This window comes from Pseudarthrobacter sp. NamE5, from assembly GCF_005796225.1.
Taxonomy (GTDB): domain Bacteria; phylum Actinomycetota; class Actinomycetes; order Actinomycetales; family Micrococcaceae; genus Arthrobacter.
The window spans coordinates 379,317-399,229 of record NZ_VAHO01000002.1 but is presented as its reverse complement, the minus strand read 5'-3'; the positions used below and the strand labels follow the sequence as shown (position 1 = coordinate 399,229).

Annotated in this window: 18 protein-coding genes; 15 read left to right on the top strand and 3 right to left on the bottom strand. The window is 65.1% G+C overall.

The annotated features are described in order from the left end of the window. The first annotated feature begins 27 nt into the window (after positions 1–27). The 15 genes from FDW84_RS05105 to FDW84_RS05035 all read left to right on the top strand — a co-directional run bounded on the left by FDW84_RS05105 (position 28) and on the right by FDW84_RS05035 (position 16,643). On the top strand, positions 28–1,746 hold the full coding sequence (locus FDW84_RS05105; RefSeq protein WP_138607245.1) for an ABC transporter ATP-binding protein: 1,719 nt from the start codon (positions 28–30) through the stop codon (positions 1,744–1,746). Then, the gene (locus FDW84_RS05100) at positions 1,743–2,123 is read left to right on the top strand and encodes a GntR family transcriptional regulator (protein ID WP_138607156.1); all 381 of its coding nucleotides are present in this window, start codon (positions 1,743–1,745) and stop codon (positions 2,121–2,123) included. The genes FDW84_RS05105 and FDW84_RS05100 overlap by 4 nt, the downstream gene beginning before the upstream one ends. Positions 2,124–2,171: 48 nt before the next feature. Beyond that, positions 2,172–5,096 carry an excinuclease ABC subunit UvrA gene (gene uvrA, locus FDW84_RS05095; RefSeq protein WP_138607154.1) on the top strand — a complete coding sequence of 975 codons (2,925 nt, stop codon included), beginning with the start codon at positions 2,172–2,174 and terminating at the stop codon, positions 5,094–5,096. Positions 5,097–5,165: 69 nt separating this feature from the next. Beyond that, positions 5,166–5,882, top strand: a complete 717-nt coding sequence (locus FDW84_RS05090) for an HAD hydrolase-like protein (protein ID WP_138607152.1) — start codon at positions 5,166–5,168, stop codon at positions 5,880–5,882. After that, a complete protein-coding gene (locus FDW84_RS05085) occupies positions 5,869–6,537 on the top strand; it encodes a lysophospholipid acyltransferase family protein (protein WP_138607150.1) in 669 nt (222 codons plus the stop codon). Before FDW84_RS05090 ends, FDW84_RS05085 begins: the two co-directional genes overlap by 14 nt. Before the next feature lie 90 nt (positions 6,538–6,627). Beyond that, the gene (uvrC, locus tag FDW84_RS05080) at positions 6,628–8,646 is read left to right on the top strand and encodes an excinuclease ABC subunit UvrC (RefSeq protein ID WP_138607148.1); all 2,019 of its coding nucleotides are present in this window, start codon (positions 6,628–6,630) and stop codon (positions 8,644–8,646) included. Between the two features lie 89 nt (positions 8,647–8,735). Next, the gene (gene rapZ, locus FDW84_RS05075; protein ID WP_138607146.1) at positions 8,736–9,659 is read left to right on the top strand and encodes an RNase adapter RapZ; all 924 of its coding nucleotides are present in this window, start codon (positions 8,736–8,738) and stop codon (positions 9,657–9,659) included. Then, positions 9,659–10,675, top strand: coding sequence for a gluconeogenesis factor YvcK family protein (yvcK, locus tag FDW84_RS05070; RefSeq protein WP_138607143.1), 1,017 nt, complete (start codon positions 9,659–9,661; stop codon positions 10,673–10,675). The genes rapZ and yvcK overlap by 1 nt, the downstream gene beginning before the upstream one ends. A 9-nt stretch (positions 10,676–10,684) precedes the next feature. After that, positions 10,685–11,665 carry a DNA-binding protein WhiA gene (gene whiA / locus FDW84_RS05065; RefSeq protein ID WP_043454785.1) on the top strand — a complete coding sequence of 327 codons (981 nt, stop codon included), beginning with the start codon at positions 10,685–10,687 and terminating at the stop codon, positions 11,663–11,665. A gap of 99 nt (positions 11,666–11,764) precedes the next feature. Beyond that, the gene (locus tag FDW84_RS05060; RefSeq protein WP_138607141.1) at positions 11,765–12,391 is read left to right on the top strand and encodes a superoxide dismutase; all 627 of its coding nucleotides are present in this window, start codon (positions 11,765–11,767) and stop codon (positions 12,389–12,391) included. A 261-nt stretch (positions 12,392–12,652) separates the two neighbouring features. Continuing rightward, positions 12,653–13,663 (top strand): type I glyceraldehyde-3-phosphate dehydrogenase, encoded by a 1,011-nt coding sequence (gene gap, locus FDW84_RS05055; RefSeq protein WP_138134065.1) that lies wholly within the window; start codon positions 12,653–12,655, stop codon positions 13,661–13,663. A gap of 10 nt (positions 13,664–13,673) precedes the next feature. Continuing rightward, a complete protein-coding gene (gene pgk / locus FDW84_RS05050) occupies positions 13,674–14,900 on the top strand; it encodes a phosphoglycerate kinase (protein WP_138607139.1) in 1,227 nt (408 codons plus the stop codon). Between the two features lie 108 nt (positions 14,901–15,008). Beyond that, complete coding sequence (tpiA, locus tag FDW84_RS05045) at positions 15,009–15,824, top strand: triose-phosphate isomerase (RefSeq protein WP_138607138.1); 816 nt, start codon at positions 15,009–15,011, stop codon at positions 15,822–15,824. 50 nt (positions 15,825–15,874) lie between these two features. Further along, positions 15,875–16,132: a preprotein translocase subunit SecG gene (gene secG, locus FDW84_RS05040; protein WP_138607137.1), complete on the top strand. Its 258-nt coding sequence runs from the start codon at positions 15,875–15,877 to the stop codon at positions 16,130–16,132. Between the two features lie 121 nt (positions 16,133–16,253). Then, positions 16,254–16,643, top strand: a complete 390-nt coding sequence (locus tag FDW84_RS05035) for an RNA polymerase-binding protein RbpA (RefSeq protein WP_138607136.1) — start codon at positions 16,254–16,256, stop codon at positions 16,641–16,643. Here FDW84_RS05035 and pgl read toward each other — a convergent pair. From pgl to zwf, 3 genes are read right to left on the bottom strand one after another with little or no spacing between them, the layout of a single operon-like run. Next, the gene (pgl, locus tag FDW84_RS05030) at positions 16,596–17,414 is read right to left on the bottom strand and encodes a 6-phosphogluconolactonase (RefSeq protein ID WP_138607135.1); all 819 of its coding nucleotides are present in this window, start codon (positions 17,412–17,414) and stop codon (positions 16,596–16,598) included. The genes FDW84_RS05035 and pgl overlap by 48 nt on opposite strands. After that, positions 17,404–18,345: a glucose-6-phosphate dehydrogenase assembly protein OpcA gene (locus FDW84_RS05025; protein WP_138134071.1), complete on the bottom strand. Its 942-nt coding sequence runs from the start codon at positions 18,343–18,345 to the stop codon at positions 17,404–17,406. Before FDW84_RS05025 ends, pgl begins: the two co-directional genes overlap by 11 nt. Further along, entirely contained in the window at positions 18,342–19,910 is a 1,569-nt protein-coding gene (gene zwf, locus FDW84_RS05020) for a glucose-6-phosphate dehydrogenase (protein WP_138607134.1), read from the bottom strand. The genes FDW84_RS05025 and zwf overlap by 4 nt, the downstream gene beginning before the upstream one ends. Between the last annotated feature and the right edge of the window lie 3 nt (positions 19,911–19,913).

Genomic DNA, 19,913 nt, shown 5'->3' with positions numbered 1-19,913 from the left:
GGCCTGCTGCAGCCGTTCAGGCGGTTCATGCTCGGCGCCGTCGCGGCCACCTGCGCCTTCGTCGGGCTGAACGTTGCGGCACCGAAGTACCTCGGCGACGCCACCGACGTCGTGGTTGACGGCGTGTTCAGCGGTGCCCTGGACCAGGGCCGGTTCGGCTTCCTGCTCGCCGCGGTGGCATTGATGTACGTCCTCGCCTCGGTGTTCAACTGGGTTCAGGGCGCACTCACCGCCCGGTCGGTGCAGGGCCTGATGTACGGCCTCCGGGCGTCCCTGGAGGACAAGCTGCACCGGCTGCCGTCCACCTACTTCCAGGAACGGTCCCGCGGCGACGTCCTCAGCCGTGCAACCAATGACATCGACAACGTGGCCCAGGCAATGAACCAGCTCCTGACCCAGCTGATCATGTCTCTCCTGATGCTGTGCGGGTCGCTGGCCATGATGCTGTGGATCTCGCCGCTGCTGGCGGGGATCGCCATTGTCACTGTTCCGCTGTCCACGCTCCTGACCGTGGTCGTAGCCCGCCGTTCACAGGCCCATTTCGCGCGGCAATGGACCGAGACCGGCGGGCTGAATGCCCATGTGGAGGAGTTCGTCAGTGGCCACGAAGTCATCAAGGCCTTTGGACACCAGGCAAAGGCGGCGGAGGTCTTTGCGCAGAGCAACGACAAGCTCGCGCGCGCCGCCACCAAGGCCCAGTACTCCGCCGGTGTGGTCCAGCCCCTGATGGTGCTGATGTCCAACCTTAACTACATCGCCGTCGCAGTGGTAGGCGCGCTCCAGGTTATAGCCGGAGCCATGACCATCGGCGGAATCCAGGCCTTCGTCCAGTTCAGCAGGCTCTTCACCCAGCCAGTGGGACAGATCGGCGGCATGCTTAACCTCATCCAGTCATGCGTGGCGTCCGCGTCGCGTGTTTTTGCACTCCTGGATGCCGGGGAAGATTCCGCCGAGCCGGCTGCCGCCGGCTCCACCCCGGTAGCCGGCCGGATCGTCTTCGAGGACGTCACCTTCGGCTACCCGGAGTCCGCCCCGGCCGTGCGCAACATCTCATTTTCGGTGGAACCTGGGCAGACAGTTGCCATCGTTGGCCACACGGGGGCGGGGAAGACCACCGTGGTGAACCTGCTGATGCGGTTTTACGAGCCGGGTTCCGGCCGGATCACCATGGGAGGGACGGACATCGCTCAGATTCCCCGGGACCGCCTGCGGGAGCAGTTCGGTGTGGTGCTGCAGGACGCATGGCTCTTCGCCGGAACCATCAGGGAAAACATTGCCTACGGCAGGCCGGGAGCCACGGACACCTGCATTATTGCGGCAGCAGAGGCCACCTATGTGGACCGGTTCGTCAGGGCACTTCCCGGCGGTTACGACACGGTGCTGGAAAACGGCGGGGAGCCGCTCAGCCAGGGCCAGCGACAGCTCCTTACCATTGCCCGGGCCCAACTGTCCGGCAGGGCGGTCCTGATCCTGGACGAGGCCACGAGCTCGGTTGATTCCAGGACCGAACTCCTGATCCGCCAGGCGATGCAGCGACTGCGGCAGGGCCGCACCAGTTTCGTCATTGCCCACCGTTTGTCCACCGTCCGCAACGCTGATCTAATTCTGGTCATGGACCACGGACGCATCGTCGAGCAGGGCACGCACCTTACGCTGCTGGCTGCCAACAGTTACTACGCCCGGCTTCACAACGCCCAGTTTTCGGACCCGGCGGGCCAGGCCGACGCCCTCGAGGCCGGCATTTGAGCTCCCAGCCGGGGTTCCCCGGAACCTGGAAGCCCAATTCCGCCAGCTCGGTGCCGCTGTTCGAGCAGCTCCGGCTCCAGGTCATCCACGCTGTGGACAATGGGATCCTGCCGCCCGGGACCAGGCTGCCCGCGGTCAGGGTGCTGGCCGAACGCCTTGATTTGGCTCCGCACACAGTAGCCCGAGCCTACAAGGAGCTCGAGGCGGCCGGCGTGGTGGCCACGCGGGGCAGGAACGGAACGATAGTTTGCCCCCGTGATGAACGTCTCGGCGGGCTCTCTGCCGCTGCCGCAGCTTATGCCGCTGCGGCGAAAGCACAGGGGGCCACGTTCGCTGAAGCCGTCAAGCTCCTCGCCGCCGCCTACGACGCAGCCTGAGACTACCCCGCGTGGAGGTTCGAAGAAGTTTTCGATTAGCATAAGGGGGTGCCTAAAGCCGTAGCCGAAGAAACAGCCGTCCACCCCGTTTCCGTCGCAGTAGCCCCCGCCGCCACGCCACACCGCCCGGACCTCTCCCGCCTCGTCGTCAAGGGAGCGCGGGAACACAACCTGCGCAACGTGGACCTGGACCTGCCGCGCGACGCCATGATCGTCTTCACCGGGCTGTCAGGCTCCGGAAAGTCCTCCCTGGCGTTCGACACCATCTTCGCCGAGGGCCAGCGGCGCTACGTGGAATCGCTGTCCGCCTACGCACGCCAGTTCCTGGGCCAGGTGGACAAACCCGACGTCGATTTCATCGAGGGACTGTCGCCGGCGGTTTCCATCGACCAGAAGTCCACCAGCAAGAACCCGCGGTCCACGGTGGGCACCATCACCGAAATTTACGACTACATGCGCCTGCTCTGGGCCCGCGTGGGCCGGCCGCACTGCCCGGTGTGCGGCGAGCCCGTGGCCAAGCAGACGCCCCAGCAGATCGTCGACCAGCTGCTTGAACTCGACGAGGGCACCCGCTTCCAGGTCCTGGCCCCGGTGGTGCGCGGCCGCAAGGGCGAGTTCGTTGACCTCTTCAAGGAGCTGACCGCGAAGGGCTACTCCCGTGCCCGCGTTGACGGGAACCTGGTCCAGCTAAGTGATCCGCCCAAGCTGGGCAAGCAGTTCAAGCACACCATCGAGGTGGTGGTGGACCGCCTGGTGGTCAAGGAAGGCATCAGCCAGCGACTCACCGACTCCATCGAAACCGCACTGGGCCTGGCGGAGGGCCGCGTCCTGGCGGAATTTGTCGACCTTGACGCGGACGATCCCGGCCGGCTCCGGGCATTCTCGGAAAACCTGGCGTGCCCCAACGAGCATCCGCTGGCGATTGACGAAATCGAGCCCCGCTCCTTCTCGTTCAACAACCCCTTTGGCGCCTGCGCCGCCTGCAGCGGCATCGGCACCAAACTGGAAGTGGACGAGGAACTGATCATTCCCAATCCGGAACTGTCCCTGGCCGAGGGCGCCGTAGCCCCGTGGTCGCTGGGTACAGCCACCACCGAGTACTGGAACCGGCTCCTCGAAGGCCTCGCGAAGGAACTAGGCTTCTCCATGAGCACGCCCTGGGAGAAGCTCGGCAAGGATGTGCGCCAGACCATCCTGCACGGCAAGGACCACAAGGTTGTGGTGCAGTACCGCAACCGCTTCGGCCGGGAACGCAAGTACAGCACCGGGTTCGAAGGCGCCATCCAGTATGTCCACCGCAAACATGGCGAGACGGACTCCGACTGGGCCCGTGACCGCTACGAAGAGTACATGCGGCAGATTCCCTGCCCTGCCTGCAACGGTGCCCGCCTCAACCCGGCCTCACTCTCGGTCCTGATCAACGGCAAGTCCATTGCCGAGGTGGCGGCCCTTCCCATGCGCGAGTGTGCGGCTTTCCTGAACAACCTGGTCCTGACAGGCAGGGAAGCGCAGATTGCCCACCAGGTGCTGAAAGAAATTCAGGCGCGGCTCACGTTCCTGCTCGACGTCGGCCTGGAGTACCTCAACCTCGAACGCGCCTCCGCCACGCTCTCCGGGGGTGAAGCGCAGCGGATCAGACTTGCCACCCAGATCGGTTCCGGCCTGGTGGGTGTCCTCTACGTCCTGGACGAGCCGTCCATCGGTTTGCACCAGCGGGACAACCGGCGGCTGATCGACACCCTCACCCGGCTCCGGGACATGGGCAACACGCTGATCGTGGTGGAGCACGACGAGGATACGATCCACGTCGCGGACTGGGTCGTGGACATCGGACCCGGCGCCGGTGAGCACGGCGGGCAGGTGGTCCACTCGGGCTCCTACAAGGAACTGCTGAACAACACGGACTCCCTGACCGGTGACTACCTGTCCGGCCGCAGGAAGATTGAAGTCCCCGCGAAACGCCGCAAGTACGACAAGAAGCGTGAGCTGAAGGTCGTTGGCGCCCGGGAGAACAACCTCGTTGATGTGAATGCCGCGTTCCCGCTGGGCCTCTTCACCGCCGTCACGGGCGTGAGCGGCTCCGGCAAGTCCACACTGGTTAACGAGATCCTGTACAAGGTCCTGGCCAACAAGCTTAATGGTGCCAAGCAGGTTGCCGGGCGGCACAAGACCGTGCAGGGCCTGGAGCACCTTGACAAGGTGGTCCACGTGGACCAGAGCCCCATCGGCCGCACCCCGCGCTCCAACCCGGCCACGTACACGGGGGTGTTCGACAACATCCGCAAGCTGTTCGCCGAAACCACCGAGGCCAAGGTGCGCGGTTACCTTCCGGGCCGGTTCTCCTTCAACGTCAAGGGCGGCCGCTGCGAAGCCTGCTCCGGCGACGGCACCCTGAAGATCGAGATGAACTTCCTGCCTGACGTTTACGTGCCCTGTGAGGTATGCCACGGTGCCCGGTACAACCGGGAAACCCTTGAGGTGCACTACAAGGGCAAGACCATTGCCGATGTCCTTAACATGCCCATTGAGGAAGGCGCGGAGTTTTTCGCTGCATTCTCGCCCATCGCCCGGCACCTCAACACGCTGGTGGACGTCGGTTTGGGCTATGTCCGCCTGGGGCAGCCAGCCACCACACTGTCCGGCGGCGAGGCGCAGCGCGTGAAGCTGGCCGCGGAACTCCAAAAGCGTTCCAACGGCCGGAGCATCTACGTCCTGGATGAGCCCACCACGGGCCTTCACTTCGAAGACATCCGTAAGCTGCTGATGGTCCTGCAGGGCCTGGTGGACAAGGGCAACACGGTGATCACCATCGAGCACAATCTGGACGTGATCAAGAGTGCGGACTGGATCGTGGACCTCGGCCCGGACGGCGGATCGGGCGGCGGCCAGGTCGTTGCCACGGGAACGCCGGAGGACGTCGCGAAGTCGGCAGCCAGCCATACGGGCACGTTCCTGGCCGAAATCCTCGGCTGACGCGGCGGAAGTATTCCGCTGCCCGTATACGAGTTTCAGGCATGAGTGCTGTCGTGAGAAACTAACCCGGTGACTCAAACAACAGTGCCCGTGATCTTTGACCTGGACGGCACTCTTGTCGATCCCGCCGGTGGAATAACAGACGGAATCTCCCATGCCCTGCGCGCCTTTGGCCTGCCGGTTCCCGATCAGGACCTGCTGCACGCCATGATCGGCCCGAAGCTCAGCGATTCCCTGCTCAACGTGGCAAAGGTGCCGGCGGACCTGTTGGACGACGTCATCCGCCTGTACCGGGAGCACTATGTGTCCACCGGTATCGCCCAGAGCAGGATTTACCCCGGTGTCCGTGAAGTCCTCGGATCCTTCGCGGCTGCCGGGCGCCCCTTGGCCGTGGCCACCCAGAAGCCGCAGGGGCTTGCGCGCACCGTCCTGGAACACCATGGGATCGACGGGTTGTTCCACGGCATCCACGGCTCAGCCGACGACGAAAGCGCCGTGGAGGGGGTTCCGTTGGGGAAGACCGGGATCATCGCCGCGACACTGAAGGACTTGGACACGCAGCATGCCGTGATGGTGGGGGACCGGGCGCAGGACGTCTCAGGTGCCATCGCCAACGGCCTGGATTGCATCGGCGTCGCCTGGGGTTTTGCGCCCGACGGCGAACTGGAGGAAGCTGGGGCGGTTGCAGTTGTGGACACTGCGGAAGCCCTGGCAGGGCTGATCGGACGAATGCAGGACGTCCACGCGGCGGCCATGGGCGAGGTGACCAACGATGGCAATGTTTGAAGCCGTCCGCTGGACCACCCGAAGCCTGATCGCCAGCACGTGCCGGCCCACCGTCGTCGGCCTTGAAAACGTTCCGGCCGACGGTCCGTTCATCGTTGCCCCCAACCACCTGTCATTCTTTGACAGCGTTATTGTCCAGGCGCTGATGCCCCGCCCCGTAGCCTTCTTCGCGAAGGCCGAATACTTCACCACCGGCGGCGTCAAGGGCAAAGCCATGAAGGCTTTCTTTGAATCAGTGGGGTCCATTCCGGTGGAACGCGGCGAGCAGGCCGCCAGCGTGCAGGCACTGAAAACGCTGCTGGACATCCTTGAATCGGGCAAGGGCATCGGCATCTACCCGGAGGGGACGCGGTCGCGGGACGGTATCCTCTACCGGGGCCGGACGGGCGTGGGCTGGCTGGCACTCACCACCGGAGCCCCCGTGATCCCGGTGGGCCTGATCGGCACCGAAAACCTTCAGCGCGCCGGCGAGAAGGGCGTCAAGCCCCAGCACTTCACCATGAAGGTAGGGGAGCCTCTGTATTTCGACAAAACCGGACCGGACCATTCCCTGCCCGCGCGGCGTGAAGTAACGGACCGGATCATGGACGCGATAGCCGGGTTGAGCGGCCAGCAGCGTTCCACCAGCTACAACCAGAGTAAAGCCACGGAGTAGGCAGCACCCTGCCGCTGCCCCAGCTTGCAATGCCGGCTTCGGTTGCCAGGCGCGGCCAAGAGAGCCCGGTGCGCTCAGTAGACTGTATAGGTGGCAAATCCAGCAAGTTACAGGCCCCGGACCGGTGAGATTCCCACCAACCCTGGCGTCTACCGGTTCCGCGACCAGCACGGCCGGGTCATCTACGTGGGCAAGGCCAAAAGCCTCCGCTCGCGCCTGAACTCCTACTTCGCCAACCCGGCCGGATTGCTGCCCAAGACCTACGCCATGGTCCATGCGGCCAGCAGCGTCGAGTGGACCGTGGTGAACAGCGAGCTTGAGTCGCTGCAGCTGGAATACACGTGGATCAAGGAATTCAAGCCGCGCTTTAATGTGGTGTTCCGCGACGACAAGACCTACCCCTACCTGGCCGTGACCGTGGGCGAAAAATATCCCCGGGTCCAGGTGATGCGCGGGGACAAGAAAAAGGGCACCCGCTATTTCGGACCGTACACCGCCGGTGCCATCCGAGAAACCATGGACACGCTGCTGCGCGTTTTTCCGGTGCGCAGCTGCAGCGCGGGTGTCTTCAAGCGGGCTGAAGCCAGTGGCCGGCCCTGCCTCCTGGGCTACATCGACAAGTGCTCCGCACCCTGTGTCGGCCGGATTTCCCCGGAGGACCACCGCGCCCTCGCCGATGATTTCTGCGCCTTCATGGGCGGCGAGGCCAAGCGTTTCATTTCCAGGCTGGAAAAGCAGATGGCCGAAGCCGTGGCGGAACTGGACTACGAGCGCGCGGCGCGGCTCCGCGACGACATCACAGCCATGCGGAAAGTGTTTGAGCGAAACGCCGTGGTGCTCGCCGAGGACACGGATGCCGACGTCTTTGCCCTGCACGAAGACGAACTGGAAGCCGCCGTGCAGGTGTTCCACGTCCGCGGCGGGCGCATCCGGGGGCAACGCGGCTGGGTGGTGGAGAAGGTGGAGGATTTCACCACCCCGGACCTGGTGGAGCATCTCCTGCAGCAGGTGTACGGCGAGGACGGGGACAGCCACGGCCGCCTGCCCCGCGAGGTGCTGGTCCCCGTGGCTCCCAGCAACCTGGCTGAACTGACCCAATGGCTTAGCGGGATCCGTGGCGCGAAAGTCGATGTACGGGTGCCGCAGCGGGGCGACAAGGCAGCCCTGATGTCCACCGTGAGGGAGAATGCCGAGCACGCCCTGAAGCTGCACAAGACCCGGCGCGCGGGGGACCTAACGGTCAGGTCGCAGGCGCTGCAGGAGCTCCAGGACGCGCTGGACCTGCCGGTGCCGCTGCTGCGCATCGAATGCTTCGACGTTTCGCACGTCCAGGGCACCAATGTGGTTGCCTCGATGGTGGTGGTGGAGGACGGCCTCCCCAAGAAGTCGGACTACCGGAAGTTTTCAGTAACGGGCCCCGCAGCGGCGGACGACACCGCTGCCATGCATGACGTCCTGACCCGCCGTTTCCGCCACTACCTGCAGGACAAGTCCGCGCAGGTGGACGAAACTGCCCTTACCGGTGAAGCGGCCGGACAGGAACAGCAACACGACCAGGACCAGGAAAGCAACCTGCTGGACACCACTACACCGGCGCCGCGGGCCAAGTTCGCCTACCCGCCCAACTTGGTGGTGGTGGACGGCGGCAAGCCCCAGGTCAACGCTGCCGCCCGAGCCCTTGCGGACCTGGGCATCGACGACGTATACGTGGTGGGACTGGCCAAGCGCCTGGAGGAAGTGTGGCTGCCGGACAGCGACTTCCCGGTAATCCTTCCCAGGACATCCCAGGGCCTGTACCTCCTGCAACGGATTCGAGACGAGGCCCATCGGTTCGCCATCTCCTTCCATCGGCAGAAGCGGGGGAAGGCCATGACGGTTTCCGCCCTTGACGGGGTGCCAGGCCTAGGTGCTTCAAAGCGCAAGGCGCTCCTGGCCCATTTTGGCTCCGTCAAGAGCGTCAAGGCGGCATCCGTGCAGGAACTCTCCGAAGCGAAGGGCATCGGGCCTGCCCTCGCCAGCGCCATCGTGCACCACTTCGCCCCCGAAGGGCCGGAAGCCGCTGCGGTTCCCGCCATCAACATGACCACCGGAGAAATCATCGAAACTTAACGGTGGCCCGCCAAACTTGGCTAGGGTAAAGGACGGGGTTCCGCTGATGCGGCGGCCTGCGGGACAACAACAGAAACGGGGCGGACCTGATGGCAGACACAACGGCGGAATCCGGAGCAGGGCAGGACGGCATGCAGCCCGTCAAGCCGCTCGAAGCGGAACTGCTGGTGGTCACGGGAATGTCGGGAGCGGGCCGGAGCACAGCCGCGGACGCGCTTGAGGACCACGGTTGGTACGTCGTGGAGAACCTGCCGCCCCAGATGCTGGGTACCCTGGCAGAACTGGTATCCCACGCCCCACAGTCCATTCCCCGGCTGGCCGTGGTGATTGACGTGCGCAGCAAGGGCCTGTTCGCGGACATCCGCGCGGCTCTGGGAGCCCTGGCGGCCAGTGGCGTCACTTTCCGCGTGCTTTTCCTCGACGCCGGCGACGATGTCCTGGTCCGGCGCTTTGAACAGGGACGGCGGCCGCACCCGCTTCAGGGCGGCGGCCGCATCCTCGACGGAATTGCTGCCGAACGCGAGCTGCTCCAGGAACTGCGCGACAGCTCCGACGTCGTCCTGGACACCTCCGGCTACAACGTCCACGGCCTCGCCACCGCCATTACCGAACTTTTCAGCGAAACAGGGCCCGTGGCCCTGCGGCTGAACATCATGAGCTTCGGCTTCAAGTACGGCCTGCCCGTGGACGCCAACTACGTCGCGGATGTCCGCTTCATCCCCAACCCGCACTGGGTGCCGCAGCTTCGCCCGCACACCGGGCTGGACAAGGACGTCAGCGAATACGTCCTGGAGGCCGAGGGCGTCAAGAACTTCGTTGACCGCTATGTCATGGCGCTGGAGCCCGTCCTGGACGGCTACCGCCGGGAGAACAAGCACTACGCCACCATCGCCGTGGGCTGCACGGGCGGGAAGCACCGCTCGGTGGCTGTCGCCGTCGAACTCTCCAAGAAGCTGGCCCAGTATCCCAGGGTGACGGTGACCACCACGCACCGGGACCTGGGCCGCGAATAATGTCGCTGTTCACCGGGGCGCTGCCGCTGGTTCCTCCTGCCGGCGCGGCGGCCAACCAGCAGGATAAAGGGCGGAACGTGGTGGCACTGGGCGGCGGGCACGGCCTGTCCGCGTCCCTTTCGGCGCTGCGCCTGCTTACCTCCGAGCTCACCGCCATCGTGACGGTGGCAGACGACGGCGGCTCGTCCGGGCGCCTGCGCGACGAGTACGGCGTCCTCCCGCCGGGGGACCTGCGGATGGCCCTCTCCGCCCTGTGTGACGACACCGACTGGGGACGTACCTGGCGCGACGTCATGCAGCACCGTTTCCGCCCCGGGAAAGGTCCGGGCGGCTCGCTGGACGACCATGCCACCGGCAACCTGCTGATCGTCACCCTGTGGGAGCTGCTCGGCGACGCCGTCGCCGGGCTCCGGTGGGCCGGGGCGCTGCTGGGTGCCCGCGGCCAGGTTTTGCCCATGTCCACCGAACCGTTGACGATCGAAGGCGACGTCCGGGTGACCGCCCCCGACGGCAGTTCCGAACTGCAGACCATCCGGGGGCAGGCACGCTGTGCCGTGGCCGGCAAACTGGAGCAGGTCCGCCTCCTTCCGGAAGCGGCACCGGCGTGCGTCGAGGCCCTCACGGCGATTGAGCTGGCCGACTGGGTCATCCTGGGCCCGGGCTCGTGGTACACCTCGGTGCTGCCGCACCTGCTGCTGCCGGAGATGCGCCAGGCCCTCTGCCACACCCCGGCGAAGCGCTGCCTCACCATGAACCTGGCCACGGACACCAAGGAAACCTCTGGGATGACGGCCGCGGACCACCTCCATGTCCTGCGGCGCTACGCCCCCGAGTTCACGGTGGACGTAGTCCTTGCGGACCCCGCATCAGTTCCCGACCTGCACGAGTTCGAGAAGGCCGCCGCAATGATCGGCGCCGAGGTGGTCTTGGGTAAAGTAGGGGCGTCGGGGCGCCGTCCCGTCCATGACCCGCTGCGTCTGGCCACGGCGTACCACGACATTTTCGGGAACAGTTAGGAAGGTGCCATGGCACTGACAGCATCAGTCAAGGAAGAACTTTCCCGTCTGGATATCAAGAAGTCATCAGTGCGGAAGGCGGAAGTGTCAGCCATGCTGCGCTTTGCCGGCGGGCTGCACATCATCTCCGGCCGGATCGTCATCGAGGCCGAAGTGGACCTGGCCTCCACCGCCCGCCGCCTCCGTGCCGCCATCGCGGAAGTCTATGGGCACCAAAGCGAGATCATCGTGGTCTCCGCCGGGGGACTGCGGCGCGCCAGCCGCTACGTCGTCAGGGTGGTGCGCGACGGCGAGGCCCTCGCCCGCCAGACAGGTCTCCTCGACGGCCGGGGACGTCCCGTGCGGGGGCTGCCGTCCGCCGTCGTAAACGGTTCAGCGGCGGACGCTGAGGCGGTGTGGCGCGGCGCCTTCCTGGCACATGGTTCGCTGACTGAACCCGGCCGTTCATCGTCCCTTGAGGTCACCTGCCCAGGGCCGGAATCGGCGCTGGCCCTGGTGGGGGCGGCGCGCAGGCTGGATATCCAGGCGAAGGCACGCGAGGTCAGGGGAGTGGACCGCGTGGTCATCCGCGACGGCGACACCATCGCCGCCCTGCTCACCCGCATGGGCGCCCACGACGCGCTGATGGTGTGGGAGGAACGCCGGATGCGCAAGGAAGTCCGCGCCACCGCCAACCGGCTTGCCAACTTCGACGACGCCAATCTGCGCCGCTCAGCCCAGGCGGCGGTCGCGGCGGGCGCGCGGGTGGAACGTGCCCTGGAGATCCTCGGCGACGACGTCCCCGACCACCTGAAGTACGCGGGGGAGCTGCGCGTGGCGCATAAACAGGCAAGCCTGGACGAACTGGGCCGCCTTGCCGATCCGGTGATGACAAAGGACGCGATCGCCGGAAGGATCCGCCGGCTGCTGGCCATGGCCGACAAGCGGGCGCTGGACCTGGGCATCCCGGGAACTGACGCCAATGTGACGCCCGAAATGCTGGACGAGTAACAGGCCCATAGAATCAAAAAGATTCCGGGCGCCTGCCGTCCGGATGCACAATCCGAGAGTCACCAACCGGACCGCGTGTCCACGATATTGGAGGATTTTGTGACTGAGTACGTATTGCCCGAACTCAAGTACGACTACGCCGCCCTCGAACCGCACATCTCAGCGCGGATCATGGAGCTGCACCACAGCAAGCACCACGCCACCTACGTTGCCGGCGCCAACAACGCCCTGGCCCAGATGGCTGAAGCCCGGGAGAAGGGCGACTTCGCCAACATCAACCGGCTCTCCAAGGACCTCGCCTTCCACACCGGCGGGCACGTCAACCACTCCGTATTTTGGAACAACCTCTCCCCGGACGGCGGCGACAAGCCCGAAGGTGAGCTGGCTGCCGCCATCGATGACGCCTTCGGCTCCTTCGATGCCTTCCGCGCCCAGTTCTCGGCAGCCGCACTCGGCCTGCAGGGCTCGGGCTGGGGCTTCCTGGCCTACGAGCCCATCGGCGGCAACCTGGTCATCGAGCAGCTGTACGACCAGCAGGGCAATACAGCGCTGGGCACCACCCCGCTGCTGATGCTCGACATGTGGGAGCACGCCTTCTACCTGGACTACGTCAACGTGAAGGCGGACTACGTCAAGGCCTTCTGGAACATTGTGAACTGGGCCGACGTCGCCCAGCGGTTCGAGGCGGCACGCACCAACGCCACGGGACTCATCACCCTCCCGTAGTGCGCCCCGTTATAGTCCCCTGTAACAAACTTCACATTCGGACTTAAACCGGTCGCGATGTGGACGGTCCGCCCCCGCACTTGCGGGGGCGGACCAAGTTAAACGTAAGATAGGTCACGGAAGGCGGTTAGCCTTCAGCAATGAGGCTGGTCGCCCTCCGTCTGTAAATCATCTCTGCCCAATGGCGTGCGGGATCTGTTAGTTGGCTTGAACGCCCGCTCAACTAGTTGTGCTTCACAAAGCACCAAGGAGACTGAAAAAGTGACGACCCGTATTGGTATCAACGGCTTTGGCCGTATCGGCCGCAACTACTTCCGCGCAGCGCTTGCACAAGGCGCGGACCTGGAGATCGTTGCAGTCAACGACCTCACCAGCCCGGAGGCCCTGGCTCACCTGTTCAAGTACGACTCCGTCGGCGGCCGCCTGAAGGAAACCATCGAGGTCAAGGACGGCAACATCGTCGTCAACGGCAACGTCATCAAGGTCCTGGCGGAGCGTGACCCCGCCAACCTTCCCTGGGGCGAACTGGGCGTTGACATCGTCATCGAGTCCACCGGCTTCTTCACCAAGGCCGCCGATGCGCAGAAGCACATTGACGCCGGCGCCAAGAAGGTCCTGATCTCCGCCCCGGCATCGGATGAGGACATCACCATCGTGATGGGTGTTAACCACGACCTCTACGACAACGCCACCCACAACATCATTTCGAACGCATCCTGCACCACCAACTGCCTGGGCCCGCTGGCCAAGGTGGTCAACGATGAATTCGGCATCGAGCGCGGCCTCATGACCACCGTCCACGCCTACACCGCAGACCAGAACCTGCAGGACGGCCCGCACAAGGACCTGCGCCGCGCCCGCGCCGCAGCCGTCAACATGGTCCCCACGTCCACCGGCGCAGCAAAGGCCATTGGCCTGGTCCTGCCCGAGCTCAAGGGCAAGCTGGACGGCTACGCCATCCGCGTTCCCGTCCCCACCGGTTCCGCCACCGACCTCACCGTCACCGTCTCCCGCGAGACCACCGTGGAGGAAGTCAACGCCGCCCTCAAGCGTGCAGCCGAGTCCGAGGAGCTGCAGGGCTTCCTGACCTACACGGAGGAACCCATCGTTTCCTCCGACATCGTGGGTGACCCCGCATCCTCCATCTTCGACGCCGGCCTCACCAAGGTCATCGGGAACCAGGTCAAGGTTGTTTCCTGGTATGACAACGAGTGGGGCTACTCCAACCGTCTCGTCGACCTCACGGAGCTCGTGGCATCCAAGCTGGGCTAGGGTTAGACACATGACATCTCACACCCTCAACGAACTGATCGCTGAAGGTGTCCGCGGGCGGTACATTCTGGTTCGAAGTGACCTGAATGTGCCGCTCGACGGCTCTACAGTCACTGACGACGGCCGCATCAAGGCCTCCCTTCCAGTGCTGTCAAAGCTCACGGACGCCGGTGCCCGCGTGCTGGTAACAGCCCATCTCGGACGCCCCAAGGGCGCCCCCGAGGACAAGTACTCCCTCCGGCCCGCGGTGGACCGCCTGGCCGAACTGGCGGGCTTCAAGGTCTCCCTGGCCGGGGATACCGTGGGCAGCGCAGCCAAGGAAGCCGCAGCCGCACTCCAGGACGGTGAAGTGCTCGTGCTGGAAAACGTCCGCTTCGATGCCCGCGAAACCAGCAAGGACGACGCCGAGCGCGGCGCCTTTGCTGACGAGCTCGTGGCACTTACCGGCGGCAACGGCGCCTACGTGGATGACGCCTTCGGCGCCGTCCACCGCAAGCACGCCAGCGTTTACGACGTCGCTACCCGGCTGCCGTCCTACCAGGGCGACCTGGTGCACACCGAGGTGGAAGTGCTCCGCAAGCTCACCACGGACACGCAGCGTCCTTATGTGGTGGTGCTGGGCGGATCCAAGGTCTCGGACAAGCTGGCGGTCATTGAGAACCTGATGGGCAAGGCTGACACCATCCTGGTGGGCGGCGGCATGCTGTTTACGTTCCTCGCAGCAGCGGGGCATAAAGTAGCCTCCAGCCTGCTCGAGGAGGACCAGATCCCCGTGGTCCAGGACTACCTCAAGCGCGCTGCGGACGCCGGCACGGAATTCGTCATCCCCACGGACGTGGTGGTGGCTGAGAAGTTCGCCGCCGACGCCGCCCACGAGACCGTTGCGGCCGACGCCATCGAGGGCAGCAGCTTCGGCGCCAAGGGGATCGGCCTGGACATCGGGCCGGAATCCGCAGCCGCCTTCGCTGACAGGATCAAGGGTGCCAAAACGGTCTTCTGGAACGGTCCGATGGGGGTCTTCGAATTCGAAGCCTTCTCCGCCGGCACCCGCGCCATTGCCCAGGCCCTCACCGAAACGGACGCGTTCACCGTCGTGGGCGGCGGGGATTCCGCTGCCGCCGTTCGCACGCTCGGCTTCGCTGACGACCAGTTCGGACACATTTCCACCGGCGGCGGTGCCAGCCTGGAATACCTTGAAGGCAAGGAACTTCCGGGGCTCAGCGTCCTCGACCGCTAGGAACAGTGTCCGGTAGCCGTACCGGACTTGTGTCCAGTCCCCGGGGCCGGCAGGCTGCGTCCGCAGCCTGCCGGCCCAACACTTATCAGAACCTCTTTTGGAGAATATGTGACTACTTCAACGAACGGCGCTTTCGACCGCAAACCCTTCATCGCCGGCAACTGGAAAATGAACATGGACCACGTGCAGGGCATCACCCTCCTGCAGAAGCTTGCCTGGACCCTTTCGGATGCCAAGCACGACTACAGCCGGGTTGAAGTGGCAGTCTTCCCGCCGTTCACCGACCTCCGCGGTGTGCAGACCCTGGTGCAGGGTGACGACCTGGACATTGCCTACGGCGGGCAGGACCTGTCCCAGTTCGATTCCGGAGCATATACCGGGGACATCTCGGGCCAGTTCCTGAGCAAGCTGGGCTGCAAATACGTCCTGGTGGGCCACAGCGAACGCCGCACCATCCACAACGAGTCCGACGACGTCCTCAATGCCAAGGTCAAGGCAGCCTTCAAGCACGGCCTCGTTCCCGTACTATGCGTTGGCGAAGGACTGGAAATCCGCCAGGCCGGCACGCACGTCAACCACACATTGGAGCAGCTGCGCGCCGGTGTCGCTGGCCTTACCCCGGACCAGGCGGCGGAGCTCGTGGTAGCCTACGAGCCGGTCTGGGCCATTGGTACCGGCGAAGTTGCCGGGCCGGAGGACGCCCAGGAGATGTGCGCCGACATCCGCGCAGAGCTCGACTCCCTGTTCGGCCCGGAAGCGGCTGGGAAGACCCGCCTGCTCTACGGCGGTTCGGTCAAGGCCAACAACGCCGCCGCCATCCTCAAGGAACGCGACGTGGACGGCCTGCTGGTGGGTGGCGCAAGTCTCGACGCGGCCGAGTTTGCTAATATTGTCAGGTTCGAGAGTCACCTGGTGGCGGACTAGTCCGTCCCACTGCGCACACTCCCGCAAATCCAACTTTCTGAAAGGCCGTCGTGGACGTTCTTCATGTCATTCTGCAGATCCTCCTGGGCATCACCAGCCTCCTGCTGACACTGCTCATCCTCCTTCACAAGGGACGGGGCGGCGGTCTGTCCGACATGTTCGGCGGCGGCATGAGCTCCGGCCTAAGCTCCTCGGGCGTGGCCGAACGCAACCTCAACCGGTTTACTGTGATCCTCGGCGTCACCTGGGGCATCGTGATCATCGCGCTCGGGCTGATCATGCGGTTTACTGCCGGTGGAGATTCCTAAGCCGGTCACCCCTGATAACAGAAACTGCCGCGGTGACACTCCCGGCGGGCAGGTCTGCCAACTAAACTGTGGCTGTCGGTTCCCGACAGCCACAGTTCTGTTTAACCAGGCAGGAGTCCCGATGATTCATCCGGCATCCGGCTTCCGCGGCACCCGCGCGGGAGTCACGGAAGGAACGGGTTTCAGCTTCGAGTCAGAGGACCACGGACAGGCCGTGCCGCGCATTCAGGTCTCGTACTGGTGCGCCAATGGCCATGAAACCAGGCCGGTGTTCCTCAAGCTCCCCGAGGACCAGATTCCGCTCGTCTGGGATTGCCGGCGGTGTGGCGCCCCGGCCTCCCGGGACGGGCAGGCAGCTGCGGCGGACGTCATGGACGAAGGTTTCAAGAGCCACCTTGAGTATGTTAAAGAACGGCGCTCCAGCCAGGACGCCGAAGACGTGCTGGCCGGAGCGCTGGCAAAGCTACGCGCCCGCGGCGTCCTTCCGGACGAGCTGATGCGGGACACGTGAAGCAGCATTTTCGTCAATGAGCCACAGCGTCCGCGATGTTCCCCGCGGCCCCGCAGCCGGTACCTGCACCGGGTTGGCGCCGGCGAGGGCCAGTCCCACAGCGCCGGCCTTGTCCTCTCCCGCCACAACCATCCACACCTCCGAGGCAGTGTTGATGGCGGGCAGGGTGAGGGATACCCGCAGCGGAGGCGGCTTGGGGGAGTTTCGGACTCCCACCACCGTCAGCTGCTTTTCACGGATCCCGGCCTGCTCAGGGAACAGCGATGCAACATGCGCGTCCGGTCCAACCCCCAGCAGGACAACATCGAGCCGGGGGAGCGCAGCAGGCTCATCCGGCCGGTCGTCGGACATGTCGGCGGCATGTTCGGCTGCAGCAGCCTCCCGAAACCGGCGGGCATAGTCCTCCGCGGCTTCCTCAGGGCTGCCGAAGTCGTCCGCCGACCCGGGGATGTGCACCCGCTCGGGGTCAACCGGAATATGCGACAGCAGTGCATCGAAGGCCTGCTTCGTGTTCCGGTCCGGATCGTCGGACGGAACGAACCTTTCATCTCCCCACCAGAAGTTCACCTTTGACCAGTCGACGGCGGGTGCCGCCGGAGAGTCAACAACAGCCTTGAGCGTGCCAATGCCCACCGTACCGCCCGTCAGGACCACGGTGGCTTCACCATGCTTGTCCTGGACATCCACAAGCTTGGTAATCAGGCGGGCCGCGATGGCCGCCATCAACACGGACGAATCAGGATGGATGCTTACTCTTGGCTCAACGCTCACTGGGTCGGACGCTCCTTAGATTGGTTCGTGGCAGTCCCATAGTAATCACTTCACCGAAGACTTCGTCCGGGTCAAGGCGGCGCAGTTCCTCGGCCAGGCAGTCCCGGAGGCTGCGGCGTGGCAGCGAGATGCGCTGGGCAGGCTGACCCGGCTGGGTCAGTTCGGCCACGGAAAGTCCCGGGCGGAAGAGCTGGACGTCCCCGCCGGGCCGTGTGAGCCGGACGCGGCGAATGCCCGTTCCGGCGGGGTCGGCCACGATGGTCACGGGTGCTTCGAGCGCGAGGGTGAGCCAAGCCGCCAGGAGAATGGTGCTCGGCGAATCCGAGGCACCCTCGACGGCGACGGCGGTGACCGGTGAGGGGTCAACCTCGTCCAAAGCGGCGGCGAGTTGAATCCGCCAGTTCGTGAGGCGTGTCCACGCCAGGTCCGTGTCGCCGGCCCGGTAGGTTTTGTGGATATTCTCCAGCGCCGCCTGCGGATCCGGTTCGTTCGCCGAATCGGTGATGCGGCGGTGCGCGATGCGGCCGATGGAGGTTTCGCAGGCGTTTTGCGGGGCGCCGTGCGGCCACCAAGCCACGATCGGGGCGTCCGGGAGCAGCAGGGCAGCGACCAGCGACTCGCTTTCATGCGAAAGCTGGCCGTAACCGCGCAGCACGATCACCTCGGACGCACCCGCGTCACCGCCCACCCGGATCTGGGCGTCCAGCCGGTCCTCGGCGTCTGCTCCCGCGTCGGCGAGGACAATGATCCGGCAGGGGTGCTCCCGGCTGGCATCGTTGGCCGCCTCGATAGCTTCTTCCTCAAGCCCGGACTTGGTGACCACCACGAGGGTAAGAACCCGGCCCAGGGCGATGACGCCGCCCTGCTCGCGCAGAGCCATCAGTTTTTTTGAAACGCTCGAGGTGGTGGTGTCCGGCAAATCCACAATCATGGCCTTCTCCAGGTTCGTCCGTCGCGGGCCAGCAGCTCGTCGGCAGAGGCAGGTCCCCAGGAGCCCGGGGCGTAGGGCTCGGGCTGTTCGTTCAGGGTGGCCCAGTACTCCTCGAACGGGTCAAGGATCTTCCAGGACAGCTCCACCTCCTCATGCCGCGGGAACAGCGGCGGCTCGCCCAGGAGCACGTCCAGGATCAGCCGCTCGTAGGCCTCCGGGCTGGATTCGGTGAAGGAATGGCCGTACCCGAAGTCCATGGTCACGTCCCGGACTTCCATCTGCGTGCCCGGAACCTTCGAGCCGAACCTTATAGTCACGCCCTCATCGGGCTGGACGCGGATTACTACCGCGTTCTGGCCGAAGTCATCCTCGGCGTGGTCACGGAACAGCAGGTTTGGTGCACGCTTGAACACCACCGCGATCTCGGTGACGCGGCGGCCCAGCCGCTTGCCGGCGCGCAGGTAGAACGGCACACCGGACCAGCGGCGGGTGTGGATGTCCACCCGGATCGCGGCGAAGGTTTCCGTCGTGGAATCAGCCGGGATGCCTTCTTCCTCCAGGTAGCCCTGGACCTGTTCCCCGCCCTGCCAGCCGCCAGTGAACTGGCCCCGCGCCGAATGCGTGGACAAGTCCTCCGGAAGCTTGACGGCGGCGAGGACCTTTTCCTTCTCCGCACGCAGGTGGTCGGCATTGAAGGAGATTGGCTCCTCCATCGCCGTCAGCGCCAGCAACTGAAGCAGATGGTTCTGGATCACGTCGCGGGCCGCGCCCACGCCGTCGTAATACCCCGCCCGGCCGCCGGTGCCGATGTCCTCGGCCATGGTGATCTGGACGTGGTCCACGTAGTTCGCGTTCCATAGCGGCTCAAACAGCTGGTTCGCGAACCGCAGTGCCAGGATGTTCTGGACCGTTTCCTTGCCCAGGTAGTGGTCGATGCGGAACACCGCATCCTGCGGAAACACCGACTCCACAATGTCGTTCAGCTTCCGGGCGGACTCGAGGTCGTGCCCGAACGGCTTTTCGATCACCACGCGGCGCCACTTCTCACCCTCGGCCTGCGCCAGGCCGTGCTTGGACAGCTGCCGGCAGACCTGCTCAAACGCCTTGGGCGGAATGGACAGGTAGAACGCGTGGTTCCCCCGGGTGCCCCGGACGTCGTCGAGTTCCTTAATGGTTTCGCCGAGCCGCTCAAAGGCGCCGTCGTCGTCGAACTCTCCCTGGACAAAACGGATGCCCTCGGACAGCTGGTTCCAGACAGCCTCATCAAAGGGCGTCCGCGCGTACGACTGCACCGACGATTTCACCTGCGCGGCAAAGTCTTCATCACTCCACGGCCGGCGCCCGAAGCCCACCAAGGCAAAGCTGGGCGGCAGGAGGCCGCGGTTGGCGAGATCGTACACGGCCGGCATGAGTTTCTTCCGGGCGAGGTCGCCGGTGACTCCGAAGAGCACCAGCGACGACGGGCCGGCAATCCGGTTCAGGCGGCGGTCACGCGGGTCCCGGAGCGGATTCCGGCGTTGGCCGGAACGCGTCCCGGCAGACCTGCCGTATTCAGTTTCTGGCATGGT